We start from the raw sequence: 18,082 nt of genomic DNA on the forward strand, positions 1-18,082 counted from the left end.
ATTTGTATAAGAGACAGGTCCGAAGCCCTGGCCGTGCCGCCACGCCGCGGACGCCACGGCCAGGGCTTCGGACAGGTCGGCCAGGCTGAGCAGACCGAGGTACACGTCGTCGCGGTACACGGCGACGATGCCCACCCGCTGCTCGGCCATCAGCCGGCGCGCGTCCTCCAGCGTGGCGTCCACGTCGATGCGCGGCACGTCCCGCTGCATGAGGCCGGAGACGTAGGTGGCGGGCCCCTCGTACGCGAGTCCCTGGAGGGCGCGCTCGCGGGTGAGCACGCCGAGCAGCCGCTCGCCGAGCACCACCGCGAAGTCGGCCTGGGGGCTGGTGAGGAGGTACTCCATCACGCGAGACAGCCTGTCTCCCGGTGCGAGCACCAGGGCGTGCTTGTTGTAGGCGTCCTCCACGCGAACGCGCGAGAGCACACGGCGCGTGAGCACCTCGTGCTGTTCCCGGCCCGCGCTCATGAAGACGACCAGGCCGATGAGGGCGAGGCCGAGCTGCCCCTGGAAGATACCGAAGAGGCCCATGCCCACGGCGAGCACCCGGGCCACGCCCGTGGCGACGGTGGTGGCGCGCTCGGCGCCCAGGCGCATCGAGAGCGCGGCGCGGAAGATGCGGCCACCGTCCATGGGCAGCGCGGGCAGCAGGTTGAACAGCGCCATGGTGGCGTTGGCTCCGGCCAGCCACGCCAGCAGCGTGGGCAGCGACGGCTGGGTGAGCAGCGTGCTCAGCGTCTCCGCGTCGGTGAGGCCATTGGCGCCCAGGGTGAGCGCGGTCGCGCCGAAGAGCAGCGCGGCCAGCACCGCGCTCACCGCGGGGCCCGCGGCGGCAATCCACAACTCCTGACGGGGCGTCTCCGGGGCGCGCGAGAGCTGGGCCACGCCGCCGATGGGCAGCAGGGTGATGTCGCGCGTGGGGATGCCGAAGCGGCGGGCCACGAGGGCGTGCCCCAGCTCATGCAGCACGACGCACACGAACAGCAGGCTGACGAGCAGCACGCCGAAGAAGGCACCGCGCGGCCCGTGGGGCACACCCCACTGGAGCGCGCCCACCATGAGGATGAGCGCGAAGGTGAAGTGCAGCTTGAGGTCGATGCCGGCGATGCGTCCGATACGGATGGACCAGGGCATGACGAAAAAGGCTCCTCTCCTGGCGGAGCGCGCCGGACGGGGAGACCTGTCTCCCACCTCCGGCGCGTTGACCGCCCGGGCCCGGCCGCTCCATGCGGTGGGCCCGATGGACTTGAACTAAGGAGCCGGTGACGCTTCGTAAATCGGAAAAACAGGAGCCAATCCTTCGGTTTTCCCGAAGAGTCGCCCAGGAGGGTGTCACCCGCTGAAGATTTGCGAGCGGGCCGCCTCGGCGATGGCGACGACGGCGGGGTGGCGGAGCCGGCGCTCCACGGTGATGGCGTAGAAGCAGGTCTCGATTTCGTCGGTGCGGCCGATGACGGAGCAGTTGAACTGGCGCTCCACCTCGGCCTCGATGGCGGTAGGCATGGCGAAGACGCCGTGGCCGCGCTGGCCGAAGGCCTGGAGGAGCGCGCTGTCGTCGAAGTCCCCGGCGATGAGCGGGCGCAGCCCCTGGCGCTCGAACCACAGCTCCAGCGAGCGGCGCACCGAGGACTCGTCCGACGGCAGGAGCACCGGGGCGCCGTTGAGCGAGCGGGGGAAGTCCTTCTTGAGGTTCAGCAGCTTGCCGGCCGCGAAGAAGGACACGCCGCTCTTGCCGAGCAGGTGGTTGAAGGAGCGCACGCTGACAGGCTCGGAGCTGGGGGCATCGGCGAGCACCACATCCAGCTCGTGCAGGGCGAGCGAGGCGAGCAGCTGGGGCAGGGGGCCCTCGCGGCAGATGATGCGCAGGTTGGGGCCGGCATCGAGCGCGGGCTTGAGGAGCTGCTCGGCGACGAGCTTGGGGATGACGTCGAGCACGCCCACGTTGAGGCGGAGCTGCTGGCCGCCGGGCATGCCGGAGACGACGTTCTTCAGCTCGTTGCCGAGCCGGAAGATTTCGTCCGCGTAGCGCATGACGGTGCGACCCACGTCGGTGAGGACGAGCTTGCGGCCCTGGCGCTCGAAGAGCTTGTGGCCGAGCGACTCCTCCAGGAGCTTGAGCTGGCTGCTGATGGTGGGCTGCGCCAGGTGCAGCTCCTCGCCCGCCTTGGCGATGCTGCCTGCCCGGGCCACGGTCCAGAAGTAGAGGAGGTGGTGGTAGTTGAGCCAGCTCATGGACATAGAGATAACCGAAGTATCGTACTCAAACTATCTCATTTTTTTATGGATGTCGGGCACTTAGTTTTTGCGGCGTTCGCGGGGGGGGATTTCCCCCCGCGGCAGACCGGAGGAGGTCCATGGAAGCCGCGAACCAGAACGTGTCCTTTGAGTCCCCGGAGCTCGATCTGACGGGAAAGCAGGCGTCGAGCGAAGTGGTGGAGGAACGTGTCCGGAAGCACCTGGACCTGGTGCAGCGGCTGGCGTGGAAGTACCGGTGGACGGGGTTGCCGCTGGAGGAGCTGGTGGGGGAGGGGAACGTGGGGCTGATGGAGGCGGCGGGCCGGTTCGAGGACCGGGGCATCCCCTTCGCGGTGTACGCGAACCAGTGGATTCGGGCGCGCATCCGGGCCTACGTGGGGCGCAACTGGAGCATGGCGGGTGGGCGAGCGCCCTGGGTGGTGTTCCAGCTGAGGCGGGAGCGGGCGCGCCTGGAGGCCCGGTGGGGGGAGGGGCATCCGGAGGTGGCCCGGCGGCTGGCGGAGGCGCTGGGGAAGCGTGAGGAGGAGGTGGAGCGGGCGACGGAGGCGCTGGCGCGGGACGTGTCGCTGGACGCGCCGGTGACGCCGGACGGGGAGGTGACGCGGCTGGACGGGCTGGAGTCGGAGTGGGCGTCGCAGGAGGACGTGGTGGACCGGGCGAAGTGGGCGGCGAGGCTGCGGGCGAGCGTGGCGGAGGCGTGGCCGGAGCTGGACGCGAGGGAGCGGGCGCTGGTGGAGGAGCGGATGCTGGTGGACGAGGGGGCGAGCGCGGAGCTGCTGGCCCGCCGGTTCGGGGTGACGGCGGTGCGCATCCGGCAGATTGAGCAGGGGCTGCGGGCGAAGCTGCGCCGCAGGCTCACCGCGAGTCTCACGCCCTGGGACGGCGAGACCTTGTCCCTGGCGGCCTGAAGAGGAGGGAAGGGGGAGGGCGAAAATGGATGTTGACGGGTGAGGGATGGGCTCGCTATGAGGGGCCCATCTCGCGGTGACCCTCACGCCCAGATAGCTCAGTTGGTAGAGCAGGGGACTGAAAATCCCCGTGTCGCTGGTTCGATTCCGGCTCTGGGCACAGCAGCTTCGAAGGCCTCTGGACGCAAGTCCGGAGGCCTTTGTCGTTTCCGGGCTCAGGGCAGCGTGTAGGCGTTCCGGGGCGTTGGGGGCATCATGGCGCAATGTCGAAAGTCTCGGTGAATGCGCCCAAGACGCCCGTAACAGAGGGAAGCAGCGGGCTTGCCGCGGCGACGCTCCCCAACATGTGCAAGATGCCGGGCCCCCCGGCCCCGTTCGTCCCGATGCCGCTGCCCAACATCGGCAAGAGCGGAACCGACCCGAAGAAGTACTCCAAGAGCGTGACGATTGGAGGGAAGAAGGTGGCGATACGAGGCGCCACCTTCGGCTCCATGGGGGATGTGGCCAGCAAGGGGACCGGCGGCGGGCTCGTCTCCGCGAACGTGGAGGGGCCCACGAGTTTCGCTGGGCCCGGCTCCATGGACGTGAAGATCGAAGGCAAGAACGTCCAACTCCTCGGCGACCCGATGCTCAACAACTGCGGGCCGAGCGGCAGTCCGGCCAACTCGGCGACTCTGATGGGGCTCGTCCAGGTGTCCAGCGGGATGGTCACGGTCGTCACGGGGGAGAAGCAATGCCCTCTCTGTGACAAGCAACACGGTTCGGAAGGCTCGCTGAAAGAGACGGACGACACTCGGAGCCATGCCAACAAGCTGGCCCAGGCGCTCACCCAGAACAATGCGAATCCTGTCCAGCCCAACAAGTTCCCAGAGGGGACCGGCGACTCAGGAAGAATGCTCGGCGTGGTCCGGTGTGCGTGCCAACAGACGTACGCGGATCACTCGGGCAAGAGGACAGAAGAGGTATTCCTCGCAGTCGTCAGTGGAGAGCTGCAATGGCACGCGCCAGCGGGTGGGGCGCACATCGTCTCCATCAACCGCAAGAATGCAGCGACTGGGAAGGTCGAAAACAAAAAATTCACAAGGGCCGAGGTTTTCGCCACGAACCTTTGCGTGAAGCTGGGCAAGGACCCGGTTCGCGTGAGGGAAAGATGGCTCCTGGCTGAGAATCTTTTCGACCAGAAGAAGAACGACGTCGAAAAAGTTCTTCCCGCGTGCTTTCCGCCAGGATTCTGTGCCGGCCCCAAGGCCCTCGCGCTCGCCATGGACGATGGAGCCCAGGTCACTGGCCTCACCGAGCAGTGGTTCCACAGCGCCGGACAGGGAACCGACGGCAAGGTCCAGCATCTGCGGAGTGACCTTCAGGACCCGGTCATGAGTACCTTCGGTCACGGAGAGAGCGTCCCTCCGTGCGGCAGCTGCAATATCATTCTTCCCTTGTTCCTCTGCTCCGATGGCAAGCCAAAGGACGTGAAATGTCAGCACAAGAGCAAGAAAAAGAGCTAGTGGCCTCGGTCGAGGCGTTGCTCTTGAGGGTCGTGCCTGGGCTCGCGGAGCAGTGGCAGGGCGTCACGCCTGACGCAATTGCTCACATCGAGCAGCTCGCGGGGCGCCCTCTGCCTCACTTCTATCGCTGGTTCCTGGCCCACATGGGCCAGGGTATGGGGGCTCTGACCTTTCCAACTCTCGACTTCTCGGCGCGGCGTGTCATCGAATGCTACACCGAGCGCCTCGTCGAGCCTCATCCCCGGTTCCTGCTGATCGCGGATGACTCCGACGAAATGATGCCCTTGCCACTGTTCTACGATTTCGACGCGCAGACACGGGCCGATGCGCTGGTCACAGCGCGTGAAGCCCGGGGCGACGAGGACGAGCTCTACGATAGATTCGAGACCCTGCACGAGATGTTGTCCTGGGGAGCGCTCTACCGATTCCGGCTGAGCAAGATGCCACAGACATGCACTGGCACGTTCCGGGGCGAGCCTTCGGACATCCAGGTGTTCATCGAGCGGGTGATGGACAGCCTTGGGTTCAGCAAGCCGATCTCCACCGGTTCCCTATGCGGGCTGTACGAGCGGGCCGACGCGGTCATGATCTGCAAGGGAATACCCAGGCATGAGTTCAACGATGTGAGGAGTTTCAATCTCGGAGGCGCCAGCCCGGGAGTCCTCAGGAAGATCCTGGGTGAGCTCGCAATGGTGTCCGCGCTGGAGGTCAAGGTCGCCGAATGGTCTCCGGCTCTTGCGTGAGGTGGAAGGCATTACGCAAGGGTTACCCTCCTCGGGCACGTGGGTGCCTCGGGAAGAACAAGGCCCAGCGAGAATCAATCCGCCTGTCCCACATCGGAGGGCCGCAGCTAGCTGCCACGCCCATGGCCCAGCGCACGCCAGGTGACGTAGTCCACTGGCTCAGCGAGGGCCCATTGGGCCTCGTCATCGCGCCAGCGCGCCACGCCCCAATAGCGCCAGGGGTCCTGTGCCGCCTCGCGAGTGAGCACATAGGCCGTTTCCGCGTGCCGCCGGTCGGCAATGCGCAGCTTCAGCCGGTCCGGCTCGGAGAGAATTCCCTTCTTCGTGACGCAGAGGAAGAGCTGGCCTTCATGGCGCCCCGTCTTCGGTGAGGCGCTCAGACCAAAGTGCTCCATGAGCTGCTCATCTGTGAGCCGCGCCCCGCGCTCCGGACCGAGGTGCTCGGGCGGAATGACGTCGACGAGCAACGCGATGGGCACCACGTCCTTGCCCGCCTCGAACGACGGGCGCTCCGGATTGTCCGAGCGAAGCAGCCAACGCCCATCGACTCTTACGAGCCGCTTCACCTGATAGGCATGGCCGGCCGCGTCCGGAACCTGGACGAGAGCCACCTTGCCTTCGACCTCGCCTGCGCCAGCGGCTCGTGCATAGCGCATCACCAACCAATCGCCGTCGTGGATGGGGCGCTCTCCTCCTTCCATCGAGTCGCCGGAGGCGCGCACCGCGAACAAGCCCTCGCCACGCGCTCGCACCGGCAGACGGACCCGCTCCGCTTCCGGTGCGTTCTCCAGTGAGACCGAATGGTCCACGGCGCCTGCCGCGGCTCGCAGGCTGGGGAAGGCAACGAGCGTTCCGGGCCGGGCGAAGGGAACGACCTCGGCCCGCACGGGCTCCGCCCACCAGCCATCGGGCCCGGGGGCGAACCGGACGCGGAACGCCGTGCCCGGCATACCCGCCTTGGGCCCGAACCACTCCCTCAACAGGTCCGGAAGCTGGTTGCGCTGGGTGCCCGGCCGCCGCGCCACGTTCACGGCGATCTTCACGAAATCGAAGCTCCACACACTGCCATCAGGCAATCGGACATCGGTGGGGCCCGAGGGCAGGTCTGGACGCTTGTCCCGGTCCGGGAGCTTGAGGATGGGGTCTCGCTTGTTGGAGAAGACCTTTGCCTCGAACGCCGTCCCCTGCACCTGGGCCTGCCGTCGCCTCCGGTACTGCGCGAGCCGGTAGTCCACCAGCTCCCGGGTCATCTCCTCGAAAGCCTGCTTCGCCTCGGCGGCAATCGGAAGTCGCGGGACGAATCGGTCACCATCCACATCGAACCACGGCCCTCCCTGTGTCCAAGCCTCGATGGGATTCGACTTCCAGTAGGCGAGGAACTTCGAGGCGCTCGGGCTGCGAGCGTTGTCCAATGCCTCCACGTCCTCCAGGTCCTGGAGCAGCTCCGGCGAGCGCTGGAGGATAGCTAGGCTTCGCGCGGCCAGCTCGGACAGGGACATCCCCTGCACCAGGGCGTCTGCTTCGAGCAGGGCCTCCAGCAGCACCATCTTGAAGCACTTGCGCATCGGCGTGGACTCGAGCTCCTCGAACCACTCCCGTCCCTTCTCGAACGCTCGGGTTTCCTCTTCGGTGAGGTCTCCCTCCTTCCCCACGAAGTGAAACCAGCCATCGTGCGCCTTGCGCAGCGTGCCGGGCGAGTAGCCCTTGCGGTACAGCTCACCCACCGTGGGACGATGGCCACGTGCGGCCCGCAGCTCGCGGTAGACGCGCTCGACCTCCGTGCCTCCGCTGGGCAGCAGTCGCTGGAGCAGCTCCTTCGCCTCCAGCTCCACCTGCACGTCGCAACCCGGAGGCAGGTCCGGCGCCTTGCCGTCCACCAGGAAGTCACGCAGGGACACCGTGCTCCTTCCCAGCGACAGCAGCGTCCTCACCCGGTCGAGGAACACACGGTGGTTGCCCACGAAGTCGATGACGGTGACCTGCTCCTTCCCCTCGAACTTCCGCAGTCCGCGGCCGAGCTGCTGGAGGAACACCACCGGAGACTCCGTGGGGCGCAGCATCACCACTCGATCGATGCTCGGAACGTCGACTCCCTCGTTGAAGAGGTCCACGGCGCACACCGCGTCCAGCGAGCCCTCCGCGAGCTGCCGGAGCGACTGGGCCCTGTCGGCCGAACCCGCTCCCGAGTAGACCGCCACCGCGCGCACGCCCTGCTCGCCCAGCCACCGCCGGACGTAGTCGGCATGGGCCACCGAGCAACAGAACACCAGCGTGCGGCTCGCGGTGTGTTCACGCCATGCGCGCCACAGCGTCCGCATGCGCGCTTCCGTCTGCACCGCCTGGGCGAGCTGCTCGGGGTCGAAGCGCTGGTTTCGCCAGGGGATGTTCTCGTAATCCACCGCATCCTTCAGGCCGAAGTAGGCAAAGGGCGCGAGCAGGCCCTCCTGGATGCCTTCACCCAGGTCCGAGCGCCAGGCGAGGTGGTCATCGAACAGGCCGAGCACATCCCCGTCGTCCGCGCGCTCGGGCGTCGCCGTGAGCCCGAGCAGGAACGCGGGATTCAATTGCGCGAGGATGGAGCGGTAGCTCGCCGCCGCGGCGTGGTGCACCTCGTCCACGATGGCGTAGTCGAACGCCGCCGTCTCGCGCAGCCGCTGGAGTCCCTCCGGACGAGAGAGCTTCTGCACCGACGCGAACACCACGTCACCCGTGAGCTGTGATTGCTCGCCGACGTACCAGCCGAATCGCAGATGCGGCATCTGCCGCCGGAACGTCTCCGCCGCTTGTACGAGCAGCTCCTCGCGGTGCGCCAGGAAGAGCACCCGGGGCGTCTGCTCCCGCTCCTTGCCAAAGGCCACCACGTCGAGCGCCGCGAGCAGCGTCTTCCCGAGGCCCGTCGCGAGGACCACGAGCGCCCGGCGGCGACCCTCGCGCCTGCTTCGCGCCAGTTCCTCGAGCGCTTTGCGCTGCAGGGCATGAGGCTCCCGGGGAGGAAGCGGCGGCTCCACCTCCACATCACCTGGAGGGAGGTTCCGGCTCGCGTCGCGTGCCCGGCGGGCGTAGCGCTCCACCCAGTCCGCATCCAGCGGCGTGGCTCGCTTCCACCAGCCTTCGAAGGCTTCGACCACCTCATTCCAGGCCCGCGGGTCGCGGTCGCGCTCGACGCGCAGGTTCCACTCGATGCCTGTCTTCAGCGCGGCGCGGGAGATGTTGCTCGACCCGACGTAGGCCACCGCCAGCTCCGGCCCCAGGAAGCGCCAGGACTTCGGGTGGAAGGAGGGGACGCCCTGCTTCTCCACCTCCACCACGCGCGCCTCGAAGCGCCCCCGGCCTTCGGCCTGGAGCGCCGTGTCCTCGTCCATCCAGTCGAGCAGCCGCCGCAGCGCATCCGCCTGGGTGATGGCCAGATAGTCGCCCGTGAGGATGCGAACCCGCGCGCCCCTGGCCAGCGCGGCGTCCACGGAGTCGCGCAGCACCTCCAGCCCGCTGTCCTGGACGAAGGCCGCCAGCACCGCGACCTCCATCGCCTTCGCGAACAGGGGCTCCAGGTGGTGGAGGAACGGGTCCTCCGAGCCGCCCGTCGCCAGCGGCTTCGCCTGCCCGGCCAGGTAGTTGCCCTTGCCCGGAATCACGTGGCGGACGCCCCCGCGCGGGTCCGCCATGTCTCCCGTGAAGCGGGGAATCACATGCACGTGCAGGTGGAACACCGTCTGCCCGGCCGCCGCGCCGACGTTGATTCCGATGTTGTAGCCCTGCGGCCGGAGCTCCGCTTCCAGGCCCTGGCGCACCACCTCCACCAGCTCGAAGAGGGCGCGCTGCTCCTCGGGGGTGGCGTCGAACCAGGTGGCCACCAGCCGCCTGGGAATCACCAGCGTGTGGCCGGGGCTGACGGGGAAGCGGTCCCGGATGGCGAACGCCAGGGCATTGGACGCGACCCACTGGGACTCGGGAATCGCCAGGAAGGGGGAGGACACCCGGACACCCTAACCCAGCCATGCCCCCCTGCTCCCCGACTGCACAGGCTGTATGGGAAGGGCAGGGACCTGGAGTCCGCCGCCCATCGCCGCTTCCTGGACGGTGGCTCACGAACCCGGGTGCACGAACCGGCCCTGGCGGGGTACACAGAGGCTCTCGGAGGAACGGAACACGATGGACGCGAACGCAGTGGCGGAGCTGGAGAAGGCGGGCGTGAAGGTGGACCAGCCGGACCGCCTGTATGTCGCCGTGGAGTGGGAGGACGGAAAGCGCGTGCTCCCCGTCGGAGAGCGCGTCCAGGTCCGCGCCGGCGAGCAGCTCACCCACGTCACCCTCCAGCCCATCTCCAAGCTGTGGACCGGTGACAAGCAGCCCCCCAGCTTCGCCAAGGCCCCGCCCCCCGAGTACCACCCCTTCTTCTTCCTCATCGAGGCCACCGCCGCCGGCTACTGCCGCGCCGTCCGCAACACCGAGACCGACCAGGAGTTCGAGCGGCTCTACCGCCACCTCCTCCGTCGCCCCGACGGCACCGACCGCAATCCCCTCTTCTCCTACCTCCAGGGCGCCGCCCGCCTCTACATGTCCCTGCGCGACGTCAGCCAGGCCGAGTTCGAGGCCGTCGTCGAGCGCCTCCACCAGTCCGCCAGGCACCACCAGACCCACGTCGGAAGCATCAACTACTTCCAGGACGTGCTCCGCGGCGTGCTCGGCGCCTGAGCCCCTCCGCCCGCTTCCCTGGAAGCGGACGGGCAAACCTGGAATATCGTGCTCCGCGGCCCGTTCCCGGGCGTCTTCTCTCGACAGGAGCACGGATGTTCCGTCAGTCGTTACTCTGGGCGTCCTGCCTCGCCCTGCTCGCGGCCCCCGTGTCGGGCGCGCGGGCCCAGGGCAAGGCGGCGACCCGGCCCGCCACCTCCGCCGCGCCGAAGTTCGGCGCCGGCATCGAGGCGCGCACCCTCAAGAATGGGATGAAGGTCATCGTCTGGCCCGACCAGGACATCCCCAACGCCGTCCTCTACAACTGGTTCCGTGTCGGCAGCCGCAACGAGTACCCCGGCATCACCGGCCTGTCCCACTTCTTCGAGCACATGATGTTCAACGGCGCCAAGAAGTACGGCGCCGGTGAGTTCGACCGCGTCATGGAGGCCAACGGCGGCGCCAACAACGCCTTCACCTCCGAGGACGTCACCGTCTACATGGAGTGGTTCCCCCGCTCCGCCCTCGAGCTCATCTTCGACCTCGAGGCCGACCGCCTCCAGCACCTCGCCTTCGACCCCAAGGTCATCGAGTCCGAGCGCGGTGTCGTCTACTCCGAGCGCCGCTCCGCCGTGGACAACTACAACGCGGGCGCCCTCATGGAGCAGGTCCAGGCCACCGCCTTCGTCGCCCACCCCTACCAGTTCCCCGTCATCGGCTGGCCCTCGGACATCGAGTCCTGGAAGCTCGAGGACCTCCAGCGCTACTTCAAGACGTACTACGCCCCCAACAACGGCACCCTCATCGTCACCGGCGCCGTCACCCCCGCCGAGGTCTTCGCCCTCGCCGAGAAGTACCTCCAGCCCATCCCCTCGCAGCCCGCTCCCGAGCCCGTCCGCACCAAGGAGCCCGAGCAGCAGGGTGAGCGCCGCATCGTCGTGAAGAAGCTCGCCCAGTCGCCCATCCTCCAGCTCGCCTACCACGGCATCGCCGGCAATGACGCCGACGTCGAGGCGCTCGACCTGCTCCTGCGCATCCTCGCCGACGGCGACTCCTCGCGCCTGCACCACCGCCTCGTCGAGGAGGAGCGCGCCGCCATCAAGGTCGATACCTATTTCACTCCCGGCTTCGACCCGGCCCTCGTCTGGATTCTCGCGGACCTTCCTCCCGGCGGTGACCTCGCGAAGACGGAGGCGCTCGTCACCGAGGAGCTCGCCCGCGTCGTCAAGGAGGGCGTCACCGAGGCGGAGCTGCGCAAGGCGCGCAACATCGCCCTCGCCAACCACTGGCGCAGCCTGGAGACCAATGACGGCCGCGGCCGCGCGCTCGGCGCCGCCGAGGTCTTCCGCGGCGACTACCGCCAGCTCTTCGACGCCCCCGCCCGCTTCGAGCGCGTGAATCGCGAGGCCGTGCGCAAGGTCGCCGAACGTATCTTCAAGACCCAGCGCCGCACCGTCGGCTGGCTCGTGCCGGACACCGCCCCCGAGGCCCCCAAGGAGGCCCAGCGATGATTGCTCCCCCGTCCTGGAAGGCCGTGCTCGGCGCGGCGTTCCTCACCGCCTTCCCGTCCGCCGCCCAGGGGCCCGCGGCCCCGAAGCCCTCCACGCCTCCCGCGTCCACCACGCCAGCGCCCACCGCGAAGCCGTCCTCGCAGGGCGTGACGCTCCCCAAGGCGACCACCGTCACGCTGAAGAACGGCGCGAAGCTGCTGCTCGTGGAGCGCCGGGAGCTGCCGCTCGTCGCGTTCAGCGCGTGGCTGCGCGGCGGCGCGCTCGGAGCCCCCGCCGGCAAGGAGGGCCTGGCCGCCCTCACCGGCGAGCTCCTGCAGAAGGGCGCCGGCTCGCGCGATGCCCGCCAGTTCGCGGAGGCCGTGGACAGCGTGGGCGGCTCGCTGGAGGTGACTCCCGCCCTGGAGTCGCTCGTCATCAACGGCCAGTTCATGTCGCGCGACACCGGGCTGATGGTGGAGCTGCTCGGCGACATGCTCACCCGCCCGCGCTTCGACAAGGCCGAGCTGGAGAAGCTGCGCGAACGCATGGTCTCCGAAATCGCCGCCGCCAAGGACGCCGACCTGCGCGCCCTCATCGGCGCGTACTTCCAGGCGTTCCACTTCGCCAACCACCCGTACGGCGCTCCCGTGGGCGGCACCGAGGCGTCCCTACCGGGGCTGACTCGCGACGACGTGCTCGCTTACGCGAAGAACCACCTCGGTGGAGACAGGCTCATCCTCTCCGTCGTCGGTGACTTCGATTCGAAGGCGCTCGCCGCGAAGCTTGAGGCCGCGCTCGGTGGCTGGGCCCGCGCCGCCGCGCCCGCCCCCGAGGTGCCCGCCACCGCACCCTCGCAGGGCCGCCGCGTGCTGCTCGTGGACAAGCCGGACGCCACCCAGACGTACTTCTGGATTGGCAACACCGGCATCGCCCGCACCGACCCGGACCGCGTCGCCGTGGACCTGGCGCGCACCGTCTTCGGCGGTCGCTTCACCTCGCTGCTCAACACCGAGCTGCGCGTGAAGTCCGGCCTCAGCTACGGCGCCAACTCCAGCTTCCTCCAGTACACGCGGCCCGGCCCCGCGGTCATCGCCTCGTACACGAAGACGGAGTCCACCGGTCAGGCCATCGACATGGCGGTGGACGTGCTCAAGCGCTACCGCCAGAGCGGCATGGACGACGCCACGCTCGCCTCCGCCCAGGCGTACGTGCTGGGGCAGTTCCCGCCCAAGCTGGAGACGGGCGCGCAGCTGGCCGGCAAGCTGTCCGAGCTCGCCTTCTACGGCCTGGACGCCAGCGACGTGGACCACTACGCCCGCGCCGTCACCGCCACCACGCGCGACGGCGTCCGCGCCGTCATCCAGCGCACGCTGCCCGCGCCGGAGAACCTCACCTTCGTCCTCATCGGCAAGGCGTCCGCCATCCGCGACGTGGCCCGCAAGTACGGCACCGTCACGGAGATGAAGATCTCCGACAAGTCCTTCGCTCCGCCGGCTTCGGCGAAGCGCTGAGCCTCCCCGCGCCTCACCGGCCCGACACGCTCCGGGCCGGTGGGGCGCACCCGAAGTGCGGAGGCAGCTCGCCCCGCCGTACACCGCGAAGCGCTGAATCCCTCCGCGTACCGCCGGTCCACAATGCTCCGGGCGGGCGGTACGCATTCGGTGTGTGGAATTGCAACAGTGACTCCGTCACTGTCAGGTTGCTCACCAGGCGACGTCAGAGGCCCCCGGTAGGGTTTCCCACCCTTGCCATTTCCCCGGGGGATTCCTCATGCAAATGCGTCACCTTTCCTTCCTGCTGGCACCCGTGTGTGCCACGTGGCTCGGCTGCGCTGGCGGCGAGCCCGGCACCTCTCCGTCGCCGGACACCGGTCAGTCGCCGGTGAAGAACAGCGACAATCCGAACACGGGCGACGGCACGTGGATGGGCGAGCCGCTGGCCGAGGGCTGTGCGCCCGACGGCGGCACTCCCACGGGCGACACCGTCTTCGTGACGAACACCACCCGCTTCATCACCGCCACGGGCGTGGTGGAGCGGTCCGAGCCGATGTCCACCGGCGCGTACGAGGTGCTCGTCCCCAACGGCGCGACGTTCACCCGCATCCTCGGCACGGCCACCGACGGCGGCATCCAGTTCACCGGCGTGCCCTCCGGCCCGTACTACCTGCGCGCGGGCACCACGCACGTCGTCACCGACGAGCGGCACGTGGACGTCGGCAACAACCGGTTGGGCCGCGCGGACACCGTGTTCAGCGAAATCTACGAGACGCCCGTGCAGGTCAACCTCGTGAACCTGGCGCCGTGGGCGCCGTGGCAGGGCTCCTCGCTGCCCGGCTCCTCGCTGCAGGTCGCCTCGCGCCAGGTGGACCTCTACGGCGGCGTGGATGTCTTCGACATGCCCTATGAGGGGCACACGAACATCGTCTCCGCCAACGCGAACCTGTGGTCCGGCACCGGCTTCATCCCCGTCTTCGAGGCGGACAAGGGGGACCGGCTCGTCGTCAACCAGCTCAGCCCCATGGACGCGGGCACTCTGCCGGACGGCGGCGCGTTGGCGTATACCACCGTGGTGCGCAGCGTGGAGATGGGCGCCTTCGACTTCACGCCAGACGGCGTCACCTCCCTGCCCATCACCGGCGTGATGCAGCCGGTGCGCATGGGAGAGTTCCCCATCGAGTGGCGGCTGCCCCGGTACGCGGCGCTCGCCACCGACGTGCACCCCTCGGCCACGCCCTCCATCCCCTCGTTCTACGTCACGCCCGCCGCGCACGGCCTGCAGCACGGCTGGGTGGGCTACTCGGGTGAGTTGCTCTCGCTGCAGCTTCCCCGGGGTGTCTCCACGCAGGACTTCACGCGCCGGCTGACGTACGGCAACCCCTACCCCTCGAGCTGGGACATGGTGGCCATGGCGCAGCACTCGTTCCGCACCCTCCAGACGATTCCGGACGGCACCGGGACCGCGTTCTACGTGACGGGCTCCGTGGTGACGTACGACCGGCTGGACAACCTCGTCGCGGGGCCCGTCGAGCCGCGCGTGTCGCCGCCCCGGGAACTGAGCATCGACGGGGTGCCCGCGAGCGTGCCGCGTGAGGTGGGCTCGGCCAGCCCCGTCATCTCCTGGCGGGCTCCGTCGCTCGGGTCGCCCAGCGCGTACCAGGTGAGCTTCTACCGGGTCGAGAGCCCGGACGGGTTCCCCACCGCCGGCATCTACCGCCGGCTCTACGCGCCCGGCTCGGCCACGCAGGTGCGGGTGCCGCCCGGGACGCTGGCGCCGGGAGGCACCTACTTCGTGCGCGTGGCGGCCGTGGTCTCGCCCGGGTACGACGTGGAGCGCAAGCCGTTCGTCTTCGGCGAGCCGCTGCCCTTCTACTACGCGGAGGCCGTCAGCTCCCTGTTCACCACGCCGTAGTCCGTGAGGCCCAAAGGCCCGCTACTTCGCCATGTCGCGGTAGCGGGCCTGGCACCTCTGGAAGCGCGCGTCCACCGAGCGCGCGAACCACGCGGTGGTGCGCTCCCCCTTCAGCTTGGGACTCTTGAGCGTCACCTGCGGGAGCTGGGCGTAGGCGGGCGTCTCGCCCGTCTCCCGCGCGTAGACGCGCTTCACCGCGCGGAAGGTGTCGGTGGACTCGAAGTCCAGCTCCTTCTCCTTGCGCACGTCGCGGCGCACCTGCCGCTCGCTCAGCTCCTCCGGCACGTAGCGCTTGCGGAAGGCGAGCAGCGCCTTCAGGGAGTTGCTGTCCTCGTCGAGCGGTTCGCCGTTCTTGTCGTAGAGCTGGAGGTCGCCGTCCGGCACCAGGGAGATGCCCGTGAGGCGCGTCACCTGGACCTGGAGCGCCGCGTTGCGCGAGGCGTACAGGCCCGCGTTGTAGTCGGCGAAGCGAAAGAGGGGCTCGGGGTAGGAGGCCTCGTAGTCCAACAGCCGCGCGGTGCCGTAGCGCACGCCTCCGGCGCGCGTGTACAGCGACTCGCGCACCTCCACCGGGTCCGCGTCCTCGCCTTCCTTCTCCATGGCGTACCGCACGCTCACCTGCATGGAGCCCGCGGTGGTGATGGGGTTGAGGTCCTCCAGACTCCCGGAGGCGAAGATGTGGCTGGCCATCTCCGCCATCGCGTAGGTCTTCGGGTACTCGTCCTCGTAGTACGCGAGGATGTCGCGGAAGAGGCGGTCCAAATCCCGCTCGGTGCGCACCGTGCGCAGCCGCTCGTCGAAGGTCCGCTTCTGCCCCGGTGACCTACCCTCCAGCACGGAGGAGAGCGCCTTGCGGCCCAGGGGCCCCAGCTTGTCGGCATGTGCCTCCAGCCGGCTTCGCACCATCGCTGGCAGGCCCGCCACCGCCGGGTCCGACTTGAAGCCGGACTCCTGCTCGATGACGGCAATCACCGAGCACACCGCGGGCGGGGAGGGGGCAATCTCCTCCGCCTCCAGCGCGGCGAGGATGTCCCGGGCCCAGCCCTCGCGGTCCTCCACCTTCTGCGGGAGCAGCCTCGCCACCTGCGCCGCGCTCAGGCGGGGCGGAGGCGGCACCGACGGCTCCGGCGCCTTGCGCGGGCCGCACGCGGCCAGGACACACGCCACCCAGAGCGCGGCGAACCTGCCACGGCTCCGCCGTCGTGCCTGGGTCCGCCCCGGTTCGGGTTCCTCCATGTGCTCGCCTCCGGGACGGTCCGCCCCGACTTCGTCGGAGAGTGGAACAGCCGGCGCGGCGCCATCCTCCCGGCGCCGCCCGTTCCCTCGACGGGCGGGCGGCCGGGTCCATTCAGTGACACGGGACGTCATGTGTGATGACGCCCCTCTACACCGCCGGAGAGCGACTCAGCGGCGAATCTGCACGTCGCGCGCGACGGTGCGGCCACCCACGAGGTCGAAGCGAGCGCGCACCGGCGTGCCCTCCTCGATGCGCCGCAGCGACACCTTGCGGCCCTGGCGCAGGCCCCGGCTGCGCGCGTCGAGCTGCAGCTCGTAGACGCCGCCCTCCCTGTCGCGCACGGTGATGGCGTTCTTCCCCACGCGGGTGACGCGCCCGCTCACCGTGCTGGAGGCGATGACCACCTCGTCGAGCGAGCTGCCCGCCTTGCCGGAGCCGCCCGTCGCGGCCTCCTGCGCCGCGCGCGCCGCGCCCAGGTGCCACGCCTCGTCGTCGCGGGCCTGCACCGCCTCGTAGCCAATCATCACCCGCCCACCCCGCGCGGGAGCCGCCGCCGTGGCGCCCGTCCCCGCCGGAGCCGCGGCCGTGGTGCCCGTGCCCGCCGGAGCGGCGGCAGTGCCACCCTGGACCGGCTCACGCACCGGAGTGCTCGTGGCCGGAGCCCGCTGCTCGGGCGCGCCCGCGGGAGCCGCCGTGTTCTGGGCCACCGGCGGCTGCGCCGGGACAGCCGCCACCGGACCCGCGGGCACGAAGCCCGGGTTCGCCGGCGCTTCCGCGCGCGGCTCGACGCGAGCCTCACCTTCTCCACGCTCACGGCAACCCGACGTCAACGCGCAGAGACCCACCATTCCCACCCACGCCCATCGACTACCCATCCGTCCACCTCGCGTTCCCATCCGTGCTGCTTCGCGACCTGTGGCTGCAAGCTGCGTGCTCGGTTGCCAGGAGGGGAGGGGTGTCCGCCGTCACACGCTGGCGGGTGGACAGTGGGACACGGGACTGTGCGGTGGCGGACGGACGATGGTGGCGCTCACGTGGGGAGCAGTCGCGCCACGGCCTTGACGTGCGTGCGCACCAGCTCGCGCGCGGCCATCAGCTCCGTGGCGTCGCCCGGCGTGTAGCCCAGGCACAGCACGACGTCGTCCTCCGGGGCCGCGCGCACGCCCAGCTTCATGTAGTCCACCGTTCGCGGTACCGGCTCGCCATCCGTGTCGCGGCTGAAGCGTCCGAAGACAGTGGCCTTCGAGTCCCGCCGCGGGGCCGTCTCCTTCAGCGCGAAGAGCTTCCGCACCGCCGCGAGCACCTCGGGCTTGTCCACCAGCACCTCCGGCTTCGCCGGCCCGCCCAGCTCCCACTCGATGAGCCGCAGGCAGCCGCGCACGAACTCCACGTCGGTGATGACCAGCCCGTACAGGTACCAGTCCGCGCACGCCGCCTGCACCAGCCGCGCCTGCGCGTCCGTGAGCCAGCCGAAGGACGGACAGGTGAAGGTCTCACACACCGACGCGCGGTAGACGCCGCAGTCCCGCAGGTCCACGCCGCCCGTCACCAGCGGGTGCCCCAGGCAGCCCACCTGCTTGCGGTCCTTGTCCAGGAAGCCCAGCAGCGGGCACACCCGCACCGCGGAGAACATCGGCGCCGCGCGCCGCACCGCGATGAGCTCGCGCGCCGCCTCATGCCAGGCGGAGAGCTCCCACGGCGTCCGCCGCAGCCGCTCCGTCTGCATCGCGAGCTGCTCCGTCAGCGCCTCGCGCGAGTGGTCCCGGAAGTTGTAGAGGCCGCAGCAGGCGCCACATGACGCCCCACCGCCGGGTTGGCACAGGTGAAAAGAAACCGTCACGCTTCACATCTTACGTGCACCAAA

The 18,082-nt window shown here is 69.3% G+C and carries 13 protein-coding genes and 1 tRNA gene; 8 read left to right on the forward strand and 6 right to left on the reverse strand.

The annotated features are described in order from the left end of the window. On the reverse strand, window positions 1-1,134 hold a 1,134-nt coding region (locus HG543_RS18685), incomplete at its 3' end, for a site-2 protease family protein (protein WP_169346159.1). Window positions 1,135-1,332: 198 nt separating this feature from the next. Beyond that, entirely contained in the window at window positions 1,333-2,232 is a 900-nt protein-coding gene (nhaR, locus tag HG543_RS18690) for a transcriptional activator NhaR (RefSeq protein WP_169346160.1), read from the reverse strand. Window positions 2,233-2,354: 122 nt separating this feature from the next. Between nhaR and HG543_RS18695 the strand changes: the two genes are divergently transcribed. From HG543_RS18695 to HG543_RS55425, 4 genes are all read left to right on the forward strand, one after another. Continuing rightward, the gene (locus tag HG543_RS18695; RefSeq protein ID WP_169346161.1) at window positions 2,355-3,164 is read left to right on the forward strand and encodes a sigma-70 family RNA polymerase sigma factor; all 810 of its coding nucleotides are present in this window, start codon (window positions 2,355-2,357) and stop codon (window positions 3,162-3,164) included. 87 nt (window positions 3,165-3,251) lie between these two features. After that, a tRNA-Phe gene (locus tag HG543_RS18700) sits at window positions 3,252-3,324 on the forward strand. Between the two features lie 103 nt (window positions 3,325-3,427). Further along, window positions 3,428-4,669 (forward strand): PAAR-like domain-containing protein, encoded by a 1,242-nt coding sequence (locus HG543_RS18705; RefSeq protein WP_169346162.1) that lies wholly within the window; start codon window positions 3,428-3,430, stop codon window positions 4,667-4,669. Continuing rightward, window positions 4,639-5,412 (forward strand): SMI1/KNR4 family protein, encoded by a 774-nt coding sequence (locus HG543_RS55425; RefSeq protein WP_246357142.1) that lies wholly within the window; start codon window positions 4,639-4,641, stop codon window positions 5,410-5,412. The genes HG543_RS18705 and HG543_RS55425 overlap by 31 nt, the downstream gene beginning before the upstream one ends. A 107-nt stretch (window positions 5,413-5,519) precedes the next feature. On the opposite strand, the gene HG543_RS18715 is transcribed toward HG543_RS55425, so the two are convergent. Beyond that, a complete protein-coding gene (locus HG543_RS18715; RefSeq protein ID WP_169346163.1) occupies window positions 5,520-9,386 on the reverse strand; it encodes a DEAD/DEAH box helicase family protein in 3,867 nt (1,288 codons plus the stop codon). A gap of 175 nt (window positions 9,387-9,561) precedes the next feature. Between HG543_RS18715 and HG543_RS18720 the strand changes: the two genes are divergently transcribed. The 4 genes from HG543_RS18720 (at window position 9,562) to HG543_RS18735 (ending at window position 14,981) form a co-directional block, all read left to right on the forward strand. Next, window positions 9,562-10,104 (forward strand): hypothetical protein, encoded by a 543-nt coding sequence (locus tag HG543_RS18720; protein WP_169346164.1) that lies wholly within the window; start codon window positions 9,562-9,564, stop codon window positions 10,102-10,104. A 95-nt stretch (window positions 10,105-10,199) separates the two neighbouring features. Next, window positions 10,200-11,594 carry a M16 family metallopeptidase gene (locus HG543_RS18725; protein ID WP_169346165.1) on the forward strand — a complete coding sequence of 465 codons (1,395 nt, stop codon included), beginning with the start codon at window positions 10,200-10,202 and terminating at the stop codon, window positions 11,592-11,594. Continuing rightward, entirely contained in the window at window positions 11,591-13,084 is a 1,494-nt protein-coding gene (locus HG543_RS18730; protein ID WP_169346166.1) for a M16 family metallopeptidase, read from the forward strand. The genes HG543_RS18725 and HG543_RS18730 overlap by 4 nt, the downstream gene beginning before the upstream one ends. Before the next feature lie 265 nt (window positions 13,085-13,349). Further along, window positions 13,350-14,981 carry a fibronectin type III domain-containing protein gene (locus tag HG543_RS18735; protein WP_246357143.1) on the forward strand — a complete coding sequence of 544 codons (1,632 nt, stop codon included), beginning with the start codon at window positions 13,350-13,352 and terminating at the stop codon, window positions 14,979-14,981. A gap of 21 nt (window positions 14,982-15,002) precedes the next feature. Here HG543_RS18735 and HG543_RS18740 read toward each other — a convergent pair whose 3' ends face one another. The 3 genes from HG543_RS18740 to HG543_RS18750 all read right to left on the reverse strand — a co-directional run bounded on the left by HG543_RS18740 (window position 15,003) and on the right by HG543_RS18750 (window position 18,058). After that, window positions 15,003-16,217: a DUF1615 family protein gene (locus tag HG543_RS18740; protein WP_169346168.1), complete on the reverse strand. Its 1,215-nt coding sequence runs from the start codon at window positions 16,215-16,217 to the stop codon at window positions 15,003-15,005. A 168-nt stretch (window positions 16,218-16,385) separates the two neighbouring features. Then, the gene (locus HG543_RS18745; protein WP_246357144.1) at window positions 16,386-17,093 is read right to left on the reverse strand and encodes a hypothetical protein; all 708 of its coding nucleotides are present in this window, start codon (window positions 17,091-17,093) and stop codon (window positions 16,386-16,388) included. Between the two features lie 155 nt (window positions 17,094-17,248). Then, window positions 17,249-18,058 (reverse strand): hypothetical protein, encoded by an 810-nt coding sequence (locus HG543_RS18750; RefSeq protein WP_169346169.1) that lies wholly within the window; start codon window positions 18,056-18,058, stop codon window positions 17,249-17,251. Window positions 18,059-18,082 lie beyond the last annotated feature (24 nt).

The organism is Pyxidicoccus fallax, from assembly GCF_012933655.1.
Taxonomy (GTDB): Bacteria; Myxococcota; Myxococcia; order Myxococcales; family Myxococcaceae; genus Myxococcus; species Myxococcus fallax.